16 protein-coding genes are annotated in these 15063 nt (G+C 43.3%); 12 read left to right on the forward strand and 4 right to left on the reverse strand.

The genetic code is table 11. The features are described 5' to 3' along the window. The 4 genes from BFP97_RS07310 to BFP97_RS07320 all read left to right on the forward strand — a co-directional run bounded on the left by BFP97_RS07310 (nucleotide 1) and on the right by BFP97_RS07320 (nucleotide 5063). A complete protein-coding gene (locus BFP97_RS07310; protein ID WP_069841787.1) occupies nucleotides 1-795 on the forward strand; it encodes an MBL fold metallo-hydrolase in 795 nt (264 codons plus the stop codon). Between the two features lie 353 nt (nucleotides 796-1148). Continuing rightward, nucleotides 1149-2708, forward strand: a complete 1560-nt coding sequence (locus tag BFP97_RS20225) for an ABC transporter permease (protein WP_083262469.1) — start codon at nucleotides 1149-1151, stop codon at nucleotides 2706-2708. Beyond that, nucleotides 2708-3559, forward strand: coding sequence for an ABC transporter permease (locus BFP97_RS20230; protein ID WP_083262470.1), 852 nt, complete (start codon nucleotides 2708-2710; stop codon nucleotides 3557-3559). The genes BFP97_RS20225 and BFP97_RS20230 overlap by 1 nt, the downstream gene beginning before the upstream one ends. Before the next feature lie 481 nt (nucleotides 3560-4040). Then, nucleotides 4041-5063 (forward strand): TIR domain-containing protein, encoded by a 1023-nt coding sequence (locus BFP97_RS07320; protein ID WP_069841788.1) that lies wholly within the window; start codon nucleotides 4041-4043, stop codon nucleotides 5061-5063. A gap of 107 nt (nucleotides 5064-5170) precedes the next feature. Here BFP97_RS07320 and BFP97_RS07325 read toward each other — a convergent pair whose 3' ends face one another. Together BFP97_RS07325 and BFP97_RS07330 are read right to left on the reverse strand one after the other, a co-directional pair. Then, on the reverse strand, nucleotides 5171-7726 hold the full coding sequence (locus BFP97_RS07325; protein WP_069841789.1) for a M14 family zinc carboxypeptidase: 2556 nt from the start codon (nucleotides 7724-7726) through the stop codon (nucleotides 5171-5173). A 68-nt stretch (nucleotides 7727-7794) separates the two neighbouring features. Continuing rightward, a complete protein-coding gene (locus BFP97_RS07330; protein ID WP_069841790.1) occupies nucleotides 7795-8721 on the reverse strand; it encodes a carbon-nitrogen hydrolase family protein in 927 nt (308 codons plus the stop codon). A gap of 231 nt (nucleotides 8722-8952) precedes the next feature. On the opposite strand from BFP97_RS07330, the gene BFP97_RS07335 reads away from it, so the two are divergent. The 5 genes from BFP97_RS07335 (at nucleotide 8953) to BFP97_RS07355 (ending at nucleotide 11475) form a co-directional block, all read left to right on the forward strand. Continuing rightward, entirely contained in the window at nucleotides 8953-9720 is a 768-nt protein-coding gene (locus BFP97_RS07335; protein ID WP_069841791.1) for a DUF2589 domain-containing protein, read from the forward strand. 83 nt (nucleotides 9721-9803) lie between these two features. Beyond that, the gene (locus BFP97_RS07340) at nucleotides 9804-10412 is read left to right on the forward strand and encodes a DUF2589 domain-containing protein (protein ID WP_069841792.1); all 609 of its coding nucleotides are present in this window, start codon (nucleotides 9804-9806) and stop codon (nucleotides 10410-10412) included. Between the two features lie 11 nt (nucleotides 10413-10423). After that, nucleotides 10424-10621: a hypothetical protein gene (locus tag BFP97_RS07345; RefSeq protein ID WP_069841793.1), complete on the forward strand. Its 198-nt coding sequence runs from the start codon at nucleotides 10424-10426 to the stop codon at nucleotides 10619-10621. Nucleotides 10622-10630: 9 nt separating this feature from the next. Next, a complete protein-coding gene (locus BFP97_RS07350) occupies nucleotides 10631-10984 on the forward strand; it encodes a hypothetical protein (RefSeq protein ID WP_069841794.1) in 354 nt (117 codons plus the stop codon). Then, nucleotides 10981-11475 (forward strand): DUF2589 domain-containing protein, encoded by a 495-nt coding sequence (locus BFP97_RS07355; protein ID WP_069841795.1) that lies wholly within the window; start codon nucleotides 10981-10983, stop codon nucleotides 11473-11475. The genes BFP97_RS07350 and BFP97_RS07355 overlap by 4 nt, the downstream gene beginning before the upstream one ends. Here the strand turns inward: BFP97_RS07355 and BFP97_RS07360 are convergent. Then, nucleotides 11472-12341, reverse strand: a complete 870-nt coding sequence (locus BFP97_RS07360; protein ID WP_069841796.1) for a bile acid:sodium symporter family protein — start codon at nucleotides 12339-12341, stop codon at nucleotides 11472-11474. The two genes, BFP97_RS07355 and BFP97_RS07360, sit on opposite strands and share 4 nt — an antisense overlap. Before the next feature lie 117 nt (nucleotides 12342-12458). On the opposite strand from BFP97_RS07360, the gene rluF reads away from it, so the two are divergent. The 3 genes from rluF (at nucleotide 12459) to BFP97_RS07375 (ending at nucleotide 14853) form a co-directional block, all read left to right on the forward strand. After that, nucleotides 12459-13193 (forward strand): 23S rRNA pseudouridine(2604) synthase RluF, encoded by a 735-nt coding sequence (gene rluF / locus BFP97_RS07365; RefSeq protein WP_069841797.1) that lies wholly within the window; start codon nucleotides 12459-12461, stop codon nucleotides 13191-13193. An 81-nt stretch (nucleotides 13194-13274) separates the two neighbouring features. Further along, complete coding sequence (locus BFP97_RS07370) at nucleotides 13275-14243, forward strand: aldo/keto reductase (RefSeq protein WP_069841798.1); 969 nt, start codon at nucleotides 13275-13277, stop codon at nucleotides 14241-14243. A 91-nt stretch (nucleotides 14244-14334) separates the two neighbouring features. Beyond that, a complete protein-coding gene (locus BFP97_RS07375) occupies nucleotides 14335-14853 on the forward strand; it encodes a DUF1697 domain-containing protein (protein ID WP_069841799.1) in 519 nt (172 codons plus the stop codon). Nucleotides 14854-14867: 14 nt separating this feature from the next. Here BFP97_RS07375 and BFP97_RS20700 read toward each other — a convergent pair whose 3' ends face one another. Continuing rightward, the gene (locus BFP97_RS20700) at nucleotides 14868-15017 is read right to left on the reverse strand and encodes a hypothetical protein (protein WP_170827424.1); all 150 of its coding nucleotides are present in this window, start codon (nucleotides 15015-15017) and stop codon (nucleotides 14868-14870) included. Nucleotides 15018-15063: the final 46 nt, after the last annotated feature.

Raw genomic sequence — 15063 nt, forward strand, 5'->3', positions numbered from 1 at the left:
ATGAAAATAACCCACTTCCTCTACAACGCTTTCCTCATCGAATCTGGCGATAAGAAGTTGGCCATCGATCCCGGAGGTTTAATGTTTTACTATTTCCGTTTTACTAGCTTGATTCCTAAAACCGAATGGTCGGACATCACACATATCCTGATCACGCATGGCGATCCAGATCATTATTGGCATGCAGATAGAATGGCAGCCGTTTCCAATGCGCCCATCATCTGCAACAAGACCATGATCAAGGAGGTTGGCGGAAAGCATCTTTTGCTGGGACCTCGGGATAAAGGAGTTAGTTTCACCACACAAGTTAAAAGAGTTCATACGCTTTCTGTGGACGAAACCATAACGGTTGATGGTATCAACATTACAGGGATCAAAACAACTCACGGCCCGCTTACCGTTAAAATGGGGCCATTTTCAAAAACCTTGCACCCTGGACCTGAAGAGAGAATTGGATGGGGTGCCATCGGATTTAAGATTCAAATGAATAGTAAAACCCTCGTAAACCTTGGCGACACACTACTCCATGCTGAAGAATGGAAATCCATTGACAGTCCTGATGTATTGATGATTCCGATAGGAGGAAAAGCTATACACAATACCATGGATGTGACCGAAGCCTTAAAGGCAGTAGAAATTATGAAGCCAAAACTGGTAATCCCCTGTCATTATAATTGCCCGGCATTCTTCAGTAAGAGGTTCAATACTGCTGACGCAGCGGACTTCAAACGGGGAGTCGAAGGCATAGGTAGTAAATGTGCCGTTCTGCGTAAGGGTGACGCTATCAGTCTTTGAAGTTCAAAATTACTACCGATCCCACCGATCTGTGCTTTCTTATGTATAAGTAGGTCATTTATCTCCCTCCGCCCTTGCGCCTTGGCTGAAGCTTTAGCGTAGGCTTATGGGCACCCTGCCTTTGTCGGCAGACAGGCCTGCCTTTGTCGGCAGACAAGCTCCCTCAAGGATGGACAACATAACCACATTACGCAATACTCAATACGCCCTACCCAATACTCATCACTCCTTCATCCTTACTATTCAAGACTTAAACCTCATGTATCCATTTTCATAAAAAGTCCATTGGGTGAACACAAAAGAACTGTAGATTTATTGATACTTCATCGTCAGAACCGTCAATCAAAGCAGCTGTGTTTAGAAATCATTTCACCATCGCCATTCGCAACATTCTCAAACGAAAGGTTTTTGCAAGCATTAACATCCTAGGTATGACAGCAGGCCTCACCGCTTGTTTCCTCATTGCCTTATATATCATTGACGAATTTAGTTATGATGATTTTCATGCAAATGCCGATCGTATTTATCAAGTTGGGCTACACAAAAAGTTTGCAGAACAAGATGTACGAAGCATTTCCGTATGCCCTCCCTTGGCGGATGCGATGCTCACCGAGATACCTGAGGTGGAATCTACGCTTAGGCTGAATCAATGGGGAAGGCCTATTCTGCAATATGGGGAAAATGTGTTTTCGGAGGATAAAGTATTTTTTACCGAGAGCAACTTTTTTGAATTCTTCTCTTTCAGGCTTATTTCAGGAAATGCCAAGACAGCATTGAAAGAACCTAATTCAGTGGTACTTACCGAAACCACAGCGCGCAAATACTTCGGTAATGAAAATCCTCTTGACAAGTTGATCCTCATAGGTGAAGGTAACCAGACACATTACAAGGTTACAGGTGTGGCCGCTGACAGTCCAGATAATTCGCATTTCAATTTTAATGTATTGCTTTCGGCTGCAGGACCAGATAATTACTTCAAAGCAAATGCATGGCTAAACTCTGGTGTATTCACCTATTTTTTATTGCGAAAAAACGCATCAGTTGCCGATGTGGAAAAAAAGTTTGATGACATAGTAACGAAATATGTGGCTCCTGATCTACAACAATTTTTGGGTAACGATCTGGATCAGTTTCGTAAAACAGGTGGAGTTTACAACTACTACACCACAAAAATCACGGATATCCATTTAAAGACAACCTCGCAGGACGATATAGAGGCGGGTGGAAATATGACCTATATCTACATTTTTGGAGGCATTGGCATTTTTATCGTCTTGATCGCTTGTATCAATTTCATGAACATGTCTACAGCCCAATCTGCAGGCCGTGCAAAAGAAGTGGGATTGCGCAAAACACTGGGTTCGCTGCGCAGCCAGATGATCGGGCAATTCCTTACCGAGTCCATGTTATACAGTTTGGTCGCTGTCATCTTAGCCGTGGTTCTCTGCTACTTTGCACTACCGGCATTCAATACACTATCAGAAAAAGACTTATCCATTATCAATTTATTAGAGATAGAATTCATTCTCGGTGTCGGGCTTATGTTGCTGCTGGTTGGTTTACTGGCGGGAAGCTATCCCGCATTTTATCTTACTTCATTTAGTCCGATTGATGTATTGAAAGGGAAAGTAACCGCAGGACTCAAGAGCAAAGGCATCCGCAGCACATTGGTCGTGTTTCAATTTGCCATTTCTATTTTCCTCATCATTGTCACTTCAATTATTTACACCCAGATCAATTTCATGCAAGAGCTGCAAATGGGCATTGATAAGGAGAATGTGTTGGTAATTGAGACAGGGCACCAACTTGAAAAAATGGTGAAGCCTTTCGTAACGCGTTGGTGCAGCAAGCCGGAATTTCAAACGTCAGTTTCACCGTTAATGATTTTCCGGGGAATTACAGACAAGGGGTAATGCGTGCCACGGAATCAGGTGTTGATCATTTTGTCGGGATATTCCGAGCCGATTTGGACTTTCAGGATGTGTTGAAATTTGAGATGAAGGATGGTCGTTACTTCTCAAAGGATTTTCCTTCTGATTCGAATGCGGTAGTCATTAACGAAGCGGCTGCAAAGGAATTTGGGTTTGATACGGCCGAAGGAAAAGAGATTTTGCATAGCCCAAACGGTTCTTTTGTACCTGCCCGTGTGATCGGCATTATGAAGGACTTTAATTATAACGGTTATCGCGATAACATACGGCCTATGGCCATTTTACCGCACACTTTTACCGGAGGCAACCTGATGGTCCGTTATGAGGGCAATGCCAAAACGGTCATCGACAACACCTCAAAACTTTGGAAACAATATGCCAGCGATGGACCCTTTGAGTACTCCTTTATGGATGAAAGTTTTGACAAACTCTTTCGCTCCGAAGAACGGGTTGGCCAATTGCTGAGCATCTTCTCTGGCTTGGCCATTTTCATTGCCTGCCTTGGTCTATTCGCACTTGCTGCATTTACAATAGAACAACGGATTAAGGAGATCTGCATACGCAAAGTGATGGGCGCTTCCGTACGCTCGCTTTCCATCACCCTGACGAAAGAATTTATCCTGTTGGTGTTCATCGCTTTCATACCTGCCGCGACTGTCGGTTGGTGGGCATCATCTGAGTGGCTGAGCGGATTCGCCTATCGAGTAGAAATCAATCCAATCATTTTCCTGATGGCTGGAGTAGCTGCCATTGCCATTGCATGGCTTACGGTGGGATATCAATCTATCAAAGCTGCTCGCGCCAACCCTGCAGATGCGCTGCGATATAGCTAGCTCGAACTTATCATTGCTCTCCCCCCACTACGCTGGTGCCGAAGCTTTACCGTGTTCGCATTACCTTTAGCGCTTGTGAAGCGCAAGAACTGGCGGGGGTTAGGGGCCTGCCTGCCGCAGGCAGGGTGGACAAAACAATATCTCAACCTGAATTAAGTACCGATCCGACCGATCTGTGCCTCCTTACATATCGGTCGGATCGTTTAATTCAAATTTCAACACTTCATCTATCCTCAGAACGCCAACAAATTCCTCATTCTTAATTCACCATTGCTCCTTCGTTTCTTGTAACTATCCCTATAATTTCTTTCCTTCATAGAAGAAACACACACAGCCCACCCTATCTCAAGCTGTGCTTTTTTGGAAAATAAAAGGTGCGTATAGCATACCGTAAGGTGTTAGCTAACGCTCATTTTTCGTAAACTTTTAGAGAGTAATGCTCATAAAAATGAGCGTTATACAACGTTATTTTTGATTTCTTATGACAGAGAGCGTTTACATATCATATTCTGAAGGTGGGTCTGAATTAGCTTCAAAAATCTCATCTTGGTTTAACAAGGTTGGTTTTGAAACTTTCAGAAGTGATCCTATTCTTAAGAACAGTCCGAACTATGTTGATAATTTAAGAGAAAGACTTTCAGAAGTTCAGATTGTCGTCATCGTTTTATCAAGTGATTTCAGCAGAGATGAGGGTAGATTCTATCAGGACATCAAACATGAACTTTATATGCTAGAAGATTTTCGGGAATCTGCTAGAAAGAGAAATGGCCCTTTGATTATTCCAATAGTTGATGAAACACTCGGAAACAAACTACCAGCAATATTAATGGAATATAATTCCATACACTTCAAAAATATAAAAACTGAAGAAGAGCAAATCCTGAATAAAATTCAACGAGTAGTCTCGGCATACACTGGAGAAAGAGCAGCCATAGAGAGGGAAGAAACAGAAATTAAAGATAGAATAGAGACATCATCGGCAGAATATATAAATGAGACTATAAAAGAGTTAACCAGTAGAGAATCGAAATTAAGTAAGACTGCCAATCTTTGGTATATCGCAGGATACTCTTCTTTTATTCTCGGAATTATTTCAACTGTACTACTAACTATAGTAACCTATAAAGATCATTCTGGTGAAATTGAATGGTCTGAAATAATTTTTTGGACTGTTCGAGGGTTGGTAATAATAATCCTCTTCATAGCAGCATCTAAGTATTCGTTTGAGCTGGCAAAAACCTTTATGAATGAATCATTGAAGAACTCTGATAGGATTCATGCCATCTCTTTTGGTAAATTCTACTTGCAAGTATTTGGTAAAAATGTAAAGTCCGATGAGATTATGAATGTATTTCAATATTGGAACATTGATAAGAACTCTTCTTTCAACGGGCTAGATTCTAATAAGTTCGATCCGAATGTTCTAGAAATGGCCTTGAAATTAATCACTGTTGCGAGGGAGGGTAAAATAGCAGATAAAGACAAGAAAGCAACCAAAACATAACAAACACTAAAATGAATATGCGGACTGAGCACTTTGACATAACAATTCAAATTAGAAGCTTTAGTGCTCCTAACAACTAAACGTAAACTCATTTTAGTTGGACGTTCCTAAAACTGATCCCCTAAAAACAGTGCATTAAAGAAGAGCTTATTGGTGCCATACCACATACCTCTAAAGTTAGGGTTATCGGCAAACATAATGACGTTGCCCCTACCAATGCCACTGACTATTAAGGAAGCTGTCCCTCCTAGCTTTTCTAGGTTGGTTTTGTTTACATAGCCGCTCAGCAGTGGATTTTCTTTGTACTTCACCACCGTGCTAAACGGATCTTCGCTTGGCGCCATAAAGATGGAGTGGTTTCTATAGACGGGTAAGTCCCTTTGCGTATAGCCAAAAGCCAGTGGATGCGTAATGTCCACATCTGTCATATACATAGAGCCACCTATGGAGTTTGATCCTCTAAACTCTCTGGAGGTCACATAGTCCATGCGCTCAGGCGTATCTCTTTCAGGTTTTTTGCCAAATTTCTCATTGACAAACTTGGAGCTAATCGCCCAGCTGGTCGCGCTACGGAGGGTGATTACAGTTCCTCCTTCTCTTACCCATTGCTTAATGCGGTCAATCGTATTCTTGCCCAAACCGCTGTAATTGGCGGATGGTAGAATCAAAGTATTGTATTTGGCCCAGTCAATACGACCTACATTGCTCGTCATCACTTTGGTGACTGGCATACCGACTTTCGTGTCGAGCAAATGCCAGATTTCGCCCGCTTCGGTGCTGCTGACATTACCGCCAATCAGCATCACCGCTTTCGGCTGACGGATGGTTCTAAAGTTACCACTGCCAAGGTCAATGCCCTTGGTACTAAAACCTGAAGTCACGCTGTAGGCACGGATACCCGCCAGATCGGTGGCTTCTTCCACAAAACCGTGGACGAGATTGGAATTCATTTCCTGACGATTCACGGGAATCATCAAGGTACCGTAGCCAAAGTCTTTGACACCATCATTCGTTTCGATGCTAAAAGGTTTGAAAGCGGCATTGACATAAAGCCCTTTTTCCAAAAGGTAGTGTAAGGCTTTTGGCGAGTAGTATTCATCCCACTCGATCAGGTAGGCATAATTAGTTTTCGGTACGCTGGCATAGGTAGAGCCGCTAAAATTATCGTCAATCGCTACACCTCTCAGGGCTGCTTTGCCCGTATATCGTGCATAAGGCATATTATAGGTCAGCGCAGTGGTCCACGAAGAAGCATCATAAAAGATACTGTCATAGAAAGTGGTCACCTGCTCAAACATGGTCCGCACCATGCGATACTGCTTTTGCGCATTCGGCACATAGAAGGCGTTACCTGCTTTGAATTGCTTGCCACCCAATGTAATGTCCTCATTCAATTGAATGGTCTCAATTTTATGTCTGTTGAGCAGGTCAATAAACTCACCATTTCGGCCTTCGTCTGTCTGATCGCCAAACACCCAGCCTCCACCTGCTCTCTTACCCTCTTCCACCGCAGAGTTGAAATAGTTCTCCATATGCTTCAAAAGGGTCTCCTTCTCTCCGACTGAAGCACGAACCGTTGCCATACTGGAAGTGAGGTGATTTTTGATGGTGAAAGCGAAAGCCACCTTGCCCATTCTGGAATCCTGTAGATGCCCTCTGGAACTTGCTTGTTCAAAAACCAGACCCAAGGCCCCGTGGATATCCGGATAAGTTGAACCATAGCCGGGATAACTGTTATCATATTGTTCTTTGGTGAAATAGAGCGAACCGATTTCGTCTAGTGCCTCATGGAAATATCCGGCAAAGAGATTATTCAGGCCATCATAATTATCGCGTGGCACTACTGGGTTTTCCGAGCCAAAGGGCTTGGTCGGTTCAAAGAAGTAGGTTGAATTGGTTCCCATCTCGTGGAAATCAGTCACCACATTCGGATACCATTTGTGATAAAAGTCGATCCGCGCTTGAGACTCTACATGTGCCAAAGGCAACCAATCACGGTTCAGGTCGAACCAGTAGTGATTCGTTCGGCCACGAGGCCACATTTCATTGTGTTCTGCGTCAATGGGATCTGAAACCATCGGGTCTCCCTTAAAGCTATTTGCCCAGGTGCTATGCCGATCTCTTCCGTCAGGATTGAAAGCCGGGTCGATCAGCAAAACCGCATCATCGAGTGCATCAGTAACCTCTGCATTGCGTCCTGCAACGTAATAATAAGCGGTCAATAGTGCAGCCTCTGAACTTGAGGGCTCATTACCATGAACATTATACCCTAATAGCACAATGGACTTTTGACTTCCATACTCTTCTAAGGATTGAGCCGGATCAACCAACTTCAAATGATCTTGTCTAATCTGCTCCAGATTGCTATGGTTCTCTGGAGACGTCACCTTCAGCACGACTAGCAGGCGGTGCTCATAAGTCTCCCCTATGGTATCCAGCTCAGCCCTATCCGATATTCTGGCCAACTCACGCATATAACCGACAATCGCATCGTGACGGGTGTGTAGTGTACCGATCGGATAACCCAAATACTCTTCTGGAGTGGGGATGCTTTCATCAAATCGTGCATTTGGTGGAAAAAAGTAATCGGACTGGGCAGTGACTGTGTTGAGACCAAGGCACATAATCAATCCTAAGAGGGTAAGCTGGCGTCTGTTTTTCATAGCGTGTAGAGTTGTAAGCTGCAGGCTGTTAGTTACAAGTAGTATTCTTGAAACTTGAGGCTTGTAACTTAAAGCTTTTTAATATCTGGTTGACGATTTACTTTCAATTCGAATATATCAGGTCTATTATAATGACCTATCGGGTCAAAGTCCAGCTTACTTTGTATGATCTGGTCTAGGTCGATTTCAGCGGTAAGGATTCCTTCCTCACCCCAGAGCGGTCCGGTTAAGACGTTACCCAGCGGATCGACAATAATGGATCCCCCATTGGCCATGATATCAGGTTGACTTTCTAAATCACTGGCCCCTGGTAGATCGGCAGGGTACATATCCTTTGTAACAAACTGATTGCTCCCCAAGACAAAGCATCTTCCCTCTAGGGCGATATGTCGCATGGTTTGCTGCCAGCCGTCTCGATTATCAGCAGTGGGTGCCAAATAAAGCTGAATACCTTTTTGATACATCGCCATTCTGGCCAAAGGCATATAGTTTTCCCAACAGATGAGTCCACCAATCTTACCCAGATTCGTGTCAAAAGTCGATAGCGTACTGCCGTCATCCTCTCCCCAAATCAGGCGTTCCTGAGCCGTTGGCTTCACCTTTCTATGCTTGCCAAGAAACGATCCATCAGGACCGAAATAGAACATGCTGCAATAGAGCGTTCCCGAAACACTATCCTTTTCATTGACTCCGATCACCAAGAAGCTATTGGCCTTCCTGGCTATTTGGCCTAGTCGATCACATGATACATCACCTTCGGCAATGGAAGACTCCCAATACTTTTGCCAAAGCGCTCTTCCCTCTTCCTTTCTACTTCCTACCACCGTACCAAAGCTTAGACCACGTGGGTAAGCCGAAACGAATGCTTCCGGAAAAAGCATCAAACTGGCATCCCTTGCCTCTTCAACCCACCGTTCGACTTTATCGAGGGTAGCTTCAAGGTTGAATAAAACAGGAGCAGCCTGGACAACTGCGACCGAATAGCGTTTGGACATGGGGGAAAGATACTGAAAGCAAACTAGGATGTCTACCCCATTTCTATGAGTGCCTCTACGTTGTAGTACCTAGCTGATTTCAGCCATTTTTTGAATTATAGGTCTAATATCAAGTAATGAACCTATTATTTATTTGATAAGTACAGACAAATCTCTAAATTTCATAACGCACAACTCTTGAAGGATCAGGAGTATTTTATAAACACGAATCAATACCAAAACCAAAAGATTATGGAAACCGCTTTATTATCAATGGCCCAACAGTTTTCCGGGCTACCCATGGAGTCGCTTATTGGTGGCCCATTAACAGCCGCTGCTAAGGCTAATGCAGCGATGGCTGTGACGCAAACAAAATTTATGCTGGACACATGCTTTACTGTAACACCTGTAGGTGATACACCAGCTGTTGCCCCAGTTGCTGGAGACCCGACTGCTACCCCGCCTGTGGCTGAAGTGATTGGAACACCAGCTATTCCAGCACATAACAACTATGCGCCTGTAATGATTGTAATGACCTTAACGAGAGGTGTAATTACGCCAGGAACACCGGCATCTGCTGGAGACCCAACTGCTACTCCGCCAGTACCCGCTACTCCGGCAACTGCAGCGATTATTCAAAACGTTAAAACTGAGTTTAACCTTCCGATGCTAACTGTTGTGCCACTGAATTCATTGGCCGTAGAGACTGTCGACATCAATTTTGAAATGGAGGTAAAATCCAGCTTTGCGGAAGAGGCATCTCAAACTTCAGAGAAGCAAGTGAAAACCGAAGGCAGCTTTGAGGCGAAAGCCGGATGGGGTCCATTCTCTGTTACTGTTAGGGGTAGTGCGAGTTATGATTCCAAGGACTCTTCTACACACAGTACCCATTATCAAAAAAGTAATTCAGCTAAGTATACCGTGAATGTACATGCCGGTCAGCTGCCATTGCCTAAAGGGGTCAATACCATCATTGAAGCCTTTACACAGTCAATTCAACCGATAACATTATCTGCTTAATAGCAGACGACAATAGGTGAATCATAGTAGGAAGTTGGTGGTAACACCAGCTTTCTATTTAATAAATCATTTAGCATATAGATATGCCTGAGTCTCAAAATCAGTCTTTTAAACCTAGTTTTGGCAAAGAGCTCAATATTGAGTCTATCATTAGTGCTCCGCTCGTTGCAGCTTCTAAGGCCAACGTAATGATGGTCACTGGGCAAACGCGCTTTTTGCTTGAGTACTGCTTTTCTAAAGAAGATGGCACAACCTATGAGCCAGTGATGATAGAAATGTCAATGGTTCGGGGAGTGATTGATGATTCAAAGAAACCAACGGACCCAGATTATATCAAAAAGGCGCAATTGACCTTTAATATCCCATTGTTGTGCCTGGTACCCTTGAACTCATTAGCTATCGACAAAGTCACTGTAGACTTTGACATGGAAATCACCTCGGTCACTTCCAAAGAGTCGACCAAAAAAGTTGGTGAGAACAACATCATGGACAAGAAGGCCCAGCTCAATGGCAAGATTAGCGGTGGACCCAGTTCTGATAAGGCCAGCACACAATCCTCAAGTAAGTTAAAGGTTGGAATCAACGCAGGGCCCCTCCCGCTTCCGGTTGGCGTCCTGGCCATTCTGGATTTGTATACGAAAAACATTCAACCACTACCTGAAGAAAAGAAGACTGAATCGATCGAAGAATAAACAACAATAGCATGATTAATTTAGACCAAAGTATCCCCTGCCCTGTCTGTCAAACCAAAATCCCATTTGACACCAAGCAATTGCTGATGGGTGTGCAATTCTCTTGCCCTAATTGTCAGGCAGCCATAGGCTTATCAGATCAAAGCAAGCCATTGGTACAGGAGACCATGGACAAATTTGAGGAATTGAAAAAGAACGTTGCCAAGTAGATTGAAGCTATGAGCAAGCTCAAATCTTTGTTCAAGTCCATTAGGGATAAACTGCTAAAAACTGTCCCAAAAGCTGTGGTGAAGCACAGTCCATCAGGGGCAAGAAAGCCGTCCTTTAGAAAAACGAAAGCATCAAGTCATTCGAAACCTAAAGTCGGCATCACGCTATCCTCACTGGAGTACACGCTGATGACTCAAGCGCCCTTGATCAAAGACCCAATGAATTCGGTAAAGATTTCAACAGGAGGATTTGCACATTCTCCTAGCCAACATCAGGTTACTTCACTGAATATCTCTCCAGGTATTATCAAGGTGCTTGATACTTATACTTCCACACCAAACTCCTTAGCCCAAAAGCCATGATCAGTTTTAAGTCATTCGTCAATGCCATCCATGATGCCATCATTAATGCTAGTGATTCGCTGATGGATAAAAATGTCGGCCTGCTGGATAAGTATTTCGAAGAGAATACCAGAGAAATAAAGGATCCGGAAACCGATGAGGTGACCAAGAAGACGATACTTGACCCAAAAACTGTAATTCTCGAATACCCGAGTGTTGATGCCTCTGGCAACGAAGTTACAAGTGAAGTGCATGTACCTCTTATCACGCTGGTTCCTCTACAAATGTCTCAAGTGGAAAAGGCTGTAGTCACTGCGGACTTTGAAATGGAGATTATAGATGGGGAAATAGAACTCAACTTCCCGAAAAAAGGAAATGGCCTGAGTTTTCTGAGAAAACCAAAAAAGAACAGCGCCAAATTAGAGATCACCATCACACCACAGGAAACTTCAGAGGGTCTAAAGGTATTGGTGGAAGGGTACGAGTCAATTCTAAAAAGGCAGATCAGTTAATCGCTTTTGTATTTAGCAAACCTCCTGCTGGACCAATAAATCACTACCCCACCGGTCAAGAACATCAACAAACCATAAACCGCTGGTGCTATGGCAAACTCAGTATTATTGAGCAATACTACAGCTATTGAAATGGCCAGCGTACCATTCTGAATCCCCGATTCAATAGAAATGGATACCGCTGATTTATCGTTTAAGCTGAAGAGTTTCGCCATTCGATAACCCACAAACATGGTCACGACATTTAAGACAAGCGATACTAAGCCTGCCTCCTGCAAATAAGGAAGCATATTGTCTTTCTCTTTGACACAAAGCCCCACTATTACCAGCATAATCACTACCCCCGAAGCGATCCGCACAGGTCTTTCCATCTTCAGGGCGAAGGCAGTTTTGTACTTTCGAATCATCATACCTACCACAATCGGAATAATGATGATGACCATCACTTGAAGGATCGTTTGGATGACATCTAGTTTGATGAACTCACTTTGATCCATAAACTGCTCTAAAGCAAAGTTCACTATGAAAGGAATGGTCAGTATGGTGATAAAGCTGCTGAAAGCCGTTAAAGTGACCGACAAGGCCGTATTACCCTTCGCCAAATGAGCAATCAAATTAGAAGTTGGTCCACCAGGACAGGCGGCTAAAATCATTATTCCCACAGCAATCTCTGGCCTAACATCAAATAATGAAGCTACACCAAAGCCGATAATCGGAAGCAATACCAACTGACTGACCAGCCCAACGATGACCGCCTTTGGGTAGATCAATACCCGTTTAAAGTCGTCCGTAACAAGTGAAAGTCCCATGCCCAGCATGATGATAAATAGGGAGGCACCGAGGATAATGGTTGATAGTTGATCCATAAAGCTTAAGGTTGAATCACAAGCTACCAAAAAACAAACAAGAACCGAATCCATTCATCAGACAATGCCCCTTCCAACATCGGGAAGAAAGGCTTATTTTTGGAGCTCAATTCACCCATGTCAGAAACCAAAAGCACCCGTATCAACAAGTACCTTAGCGAAGTTGGCTATTGCTCTCGCAGAGCGGCAGACAAGCTAATTGAGCAGGGAAAAGTGACCATCAACGGAAAAGTACCTGAGATGGGTACAAAAATTCACGAGGGTGACGAAGTACGGGTTAATGGTAAGCTTATTTCAGAAGCCAAGGCGAAAAAGAATGTCTATCTGGCCTTTAACAAACCCGTTGGTATTGTTTGTACTACGGACACCAGGGTTGAGAAGGACAACATTATTGACTTTATCAATTATCCGAAACGGATTTTCCCAATAGGTCGATTAGACAAGCCTAGTGAGGGCCTTATTTTCCTGACAGATGATGGTGATATCGTGAACAAGATTCTTCGCGCGCGCAATCATCATGAAAAGGAATATATGGTCACGGTGAACAAACCTGTCCATGGTGATTTCGCAAAGAAAATGAGTAACGGCATTCCTATTTTAGGCACCGTAACAAGAAAGTGTGAGGTAGAAGTCCTAAGCAAATTCCGATTTAGAATTGTGCTTACACAGGGACTCAACCGTCAGATCAGGCGCATGTGTGAATACCTGGGCTATCGGGTGACAAAACTCAAGCGCACCCGCATTATGAATGTAGGACTGGATATTCCCGTTGGGAAATGGCGCGACCTGACCGAGAAAGAATTGAAAGAGATCAACCGATTGGTTTCAGATTCCACAAAGACTCACGATTAACAATCAAAGCATTAACCTTATCAAGAGTAATCGGTGTTGCATCGATTTCTTGATAAGTATAAACAATACACAAAGGATAAAATGAAGAAAACAACACTCGGCAACACCAATCTTAAAGTTTCAGAAATGTGCCTCGGCACTATGTATTTTGGAACAAAGACGAACCAAAAACAATCAGAAAGTGTCATCGAAACATTTCTAGATAATGGCGGCAATTTTCTGGATAGCTCAAATAACTATGCCTTCTGGATGGAAGGTGGAATAGGCGATGAAAGCGAACAAACTATAGGAAACTGGCTTCAGCATCAACAAAGGGATAAGATCATATTAGCTACTAAGTGTGGTGCACGCCCTAAATCCTTTGATGGCAACCTTGATAATATTTCATTAGAAGGACTATCACATGACACCATTATTCAGGCTGTGGAAGGATCATTGAAAAGACTCAAAACTGATTATATCGATCTGATGTATGGGCATATTGACTTTCCAGAGTACCCAATAGAAGAACGCCTCAATGCCTTTCAAAAGCTTAAGGAACAAGGTAAAATCCGAGAAATAGGAACGAGTAATACATGGTCTTGGAGGATAGAGGAAAGTAACAACTTGAGCAAAGCCCAAGGTCTTCCCCAGTACTGCGCTGTCCAACAAAAATTCTCTTATCTGCGACCAAAGTACAATGCTGACTTTTGGGTGCAACGGATAATTGACGAAGAGATGATTGACTATGTTAGCTATAGACCAGAGCTAACGCTCTTTGCTTATTCGACACTTCTTTCCGGAGCCTACTCCAAAGATGGGAATATCGAGCTCCCCCAAGAGTATGACACAAAAGACAATCAACTTAGGATGTCCACCCTTGAAAAAATAGCCAAGCAACTTGGCTGTTCTAAAAACCAGTTAGTGCTTGCCTGGATTATGAACCAACGGGTGAAAATCATTCCCATCATTTCAGGAAGCAGACCCAGCCAAATAGAAGAAAGCACAAAGGCTGCTGGTATTAGTCTAAGCAAAGAGGTCATTGAAGAATTAAATAAATCGGGGGATTAAATCCCTCTCCTGATCCCAGTGAGGAGACTTGACCTGAGAGATTCTCCTTCGAAAACTATTGAATTTGAGTGATTCTATTGATCTTAAGCCAATGGAAACCTGGATAGCACTATTGCGAGGCATTAACGTGGGTGGCAAGCACATTGTCCCAATGAAAGAGTTGACCAAATTGATGGAAGACAATGGCTTCTCTAATGTCAAAACCTATATTCAAAGCGGCAATGTGGTATTCGATAGTGAAACTAAACCGACAGACGAAATATCTGAGCTCGTTGAAGGTCATTTTGGTTTCAGACCTTGGGTTTTGGTAATAAGTGCTATTGAATTGCAGGCTGCTTCGGACAACAACCCTTTCCCAACAGATATTGGAAAGGCGGTGCACTTCTTCTTTTGTGATCAAACTCCTCAAAATGTAGGCTATGAGCTTTTAGAGTCCTTCAAGTCCCCTACTGAGGAATATAAACTGGTTGATAACGTGTTCTACCTTCACGCACCTGATGGTATTGGCCGATCGAAACTGGCGGAACGCATTGGACGTGCTTTCAAAGGAGTTACCATGACGGGGCGCAACCTCAATACCATCAACAAACTGATAGCGATGGTCACTTGATCGGAGTTTCCGGATTAGACAAATGGGATCACCACCTCGTAAGCCAGCCATCCTATCACGACAAGCATCATCACTTTGAAATTGCAGCCTGTTCCCTTGGCTAAGCCTTTCTTGAACTTATTATAGAAATTGATCATATCATTTACTCTTTTTACTTGACTCAAGTTATTGATTAACTGCCCTAAAAAGGACTAAAGGGCATTAATAATA

Source organism: Roseivirga sp. 4D4 (assembly GCF_001747095.1).
Taxonomy (GTDB): Bacteria; Bacteroidota; Bacteroidia; order Cytophagales; family Cyclobacteriaceae; genus Roseivirga.

What these genes read in the sequence shown, in the direction of transcription:
- BFP97_RS07310 (WP_069841787.1), top strand. Translation starts at nt 1, where the DNA reads ATGAAAATAACCCACTTCCTCTACAACGCTTTCCTCATCGAATCTGGC.
- BFP97_RS20230 (WP_083262470.1), top strand. Translation starts at nt 2,708, where the DNA reads ATGCGTGCCACGGAATCAGGTGTTGATCATTTTGTCGGGATATTCCGA.
- BFP97_RS07320 (WP_069841788.1), top strand. Translation starts at nt 4,041, where the DNA reads ATGACAGAGAGCGTTTACATATCATATTCTGAAGGTGGGTCTGAATTA.
- BFP97_RS07325 (WP_069841789.1), bottom strand. Translation starts at nt 7,726, where the DNA reads ATGAAAAACAGACGCCAGCTTACCCTCTTAGGATTGATTATGTGCCTT.
- BFP97_RS07330 (WP_069841790.1), bottom strand. Translation starts at nt 8,721, where the DNA reads ATGTCCAAACGCTATTCGGTCGCAGTTGTCCAGGCTGCTCCTGTTTTA.
- BFP97_RS07335 (WP_069841791.1), top strand. Translation starts at nt 8,953, where the DNA reads ATGGAAACCGCTTTATTATCAATGGCCCAACAGTTTTCCGGGCTACCC.
- BFP97_RS07340 (WP_069841792.1), top strand. Translation starts at nt 9,804, where the DNA reads ATGCCTGAGTCTCAAAATCAGTCTTTTAAACCTAGTTTTGGCAAAGAG.
- BFP97_RS07345 (WP_069841793.1), top strand. Translation starts at nt 10,424, where the DNA reads ATGATTAATTTAGACCAAAGTATCCCCTGCCCTGTCTGTCAAACCAAA.
- BFP97_RS07350 (WP_069841794.1), top strand. Translation starts at nt 10,631, where the DNA reads ATGAGCAAGCTCAAATCTTTGTTCAAGTCCATTAGGGATAAACTGCTA.
- BFP97_RS07355 (WP_069841795.1), top strand. Translation starts at nt 10,981, where the DNA reads ATGATCAGTTTTAAGTCATTCGTCAATGCCATCCATGATGCCATCATT.
- BFP97_RS07360 (WP_069841796.1), bottom strand. Translation starts at nt 12,341, where the DNA reads ATGGATCAACTATCAACCATTATCCTCGGTGCCTCCCTATTTATCATC.
- rluF (WP_069841797.1), top strand. Translation starts at nt 12,459, where the DNA reads ATGTCAGAAACCAAAAGCACCCGTATCAACAAGTACCTTAGCGAAGTT.
- BFP97_RS07370 (WP_069841798.1), top strand. Translation starts at nt 13,275, where the DNA reads ATGAAGAAAACAACACTCGGCAACACCAATCTTAAAGTTTCAGAAATG.
- BFP97_RS07375 (WP_069841799.1), top strand. Translation starts at nt 14,335, where the DNA reads ATGGAAACCTGGATAGCACTATTGCGAGGCATTAACGTGGGTGGCAAG.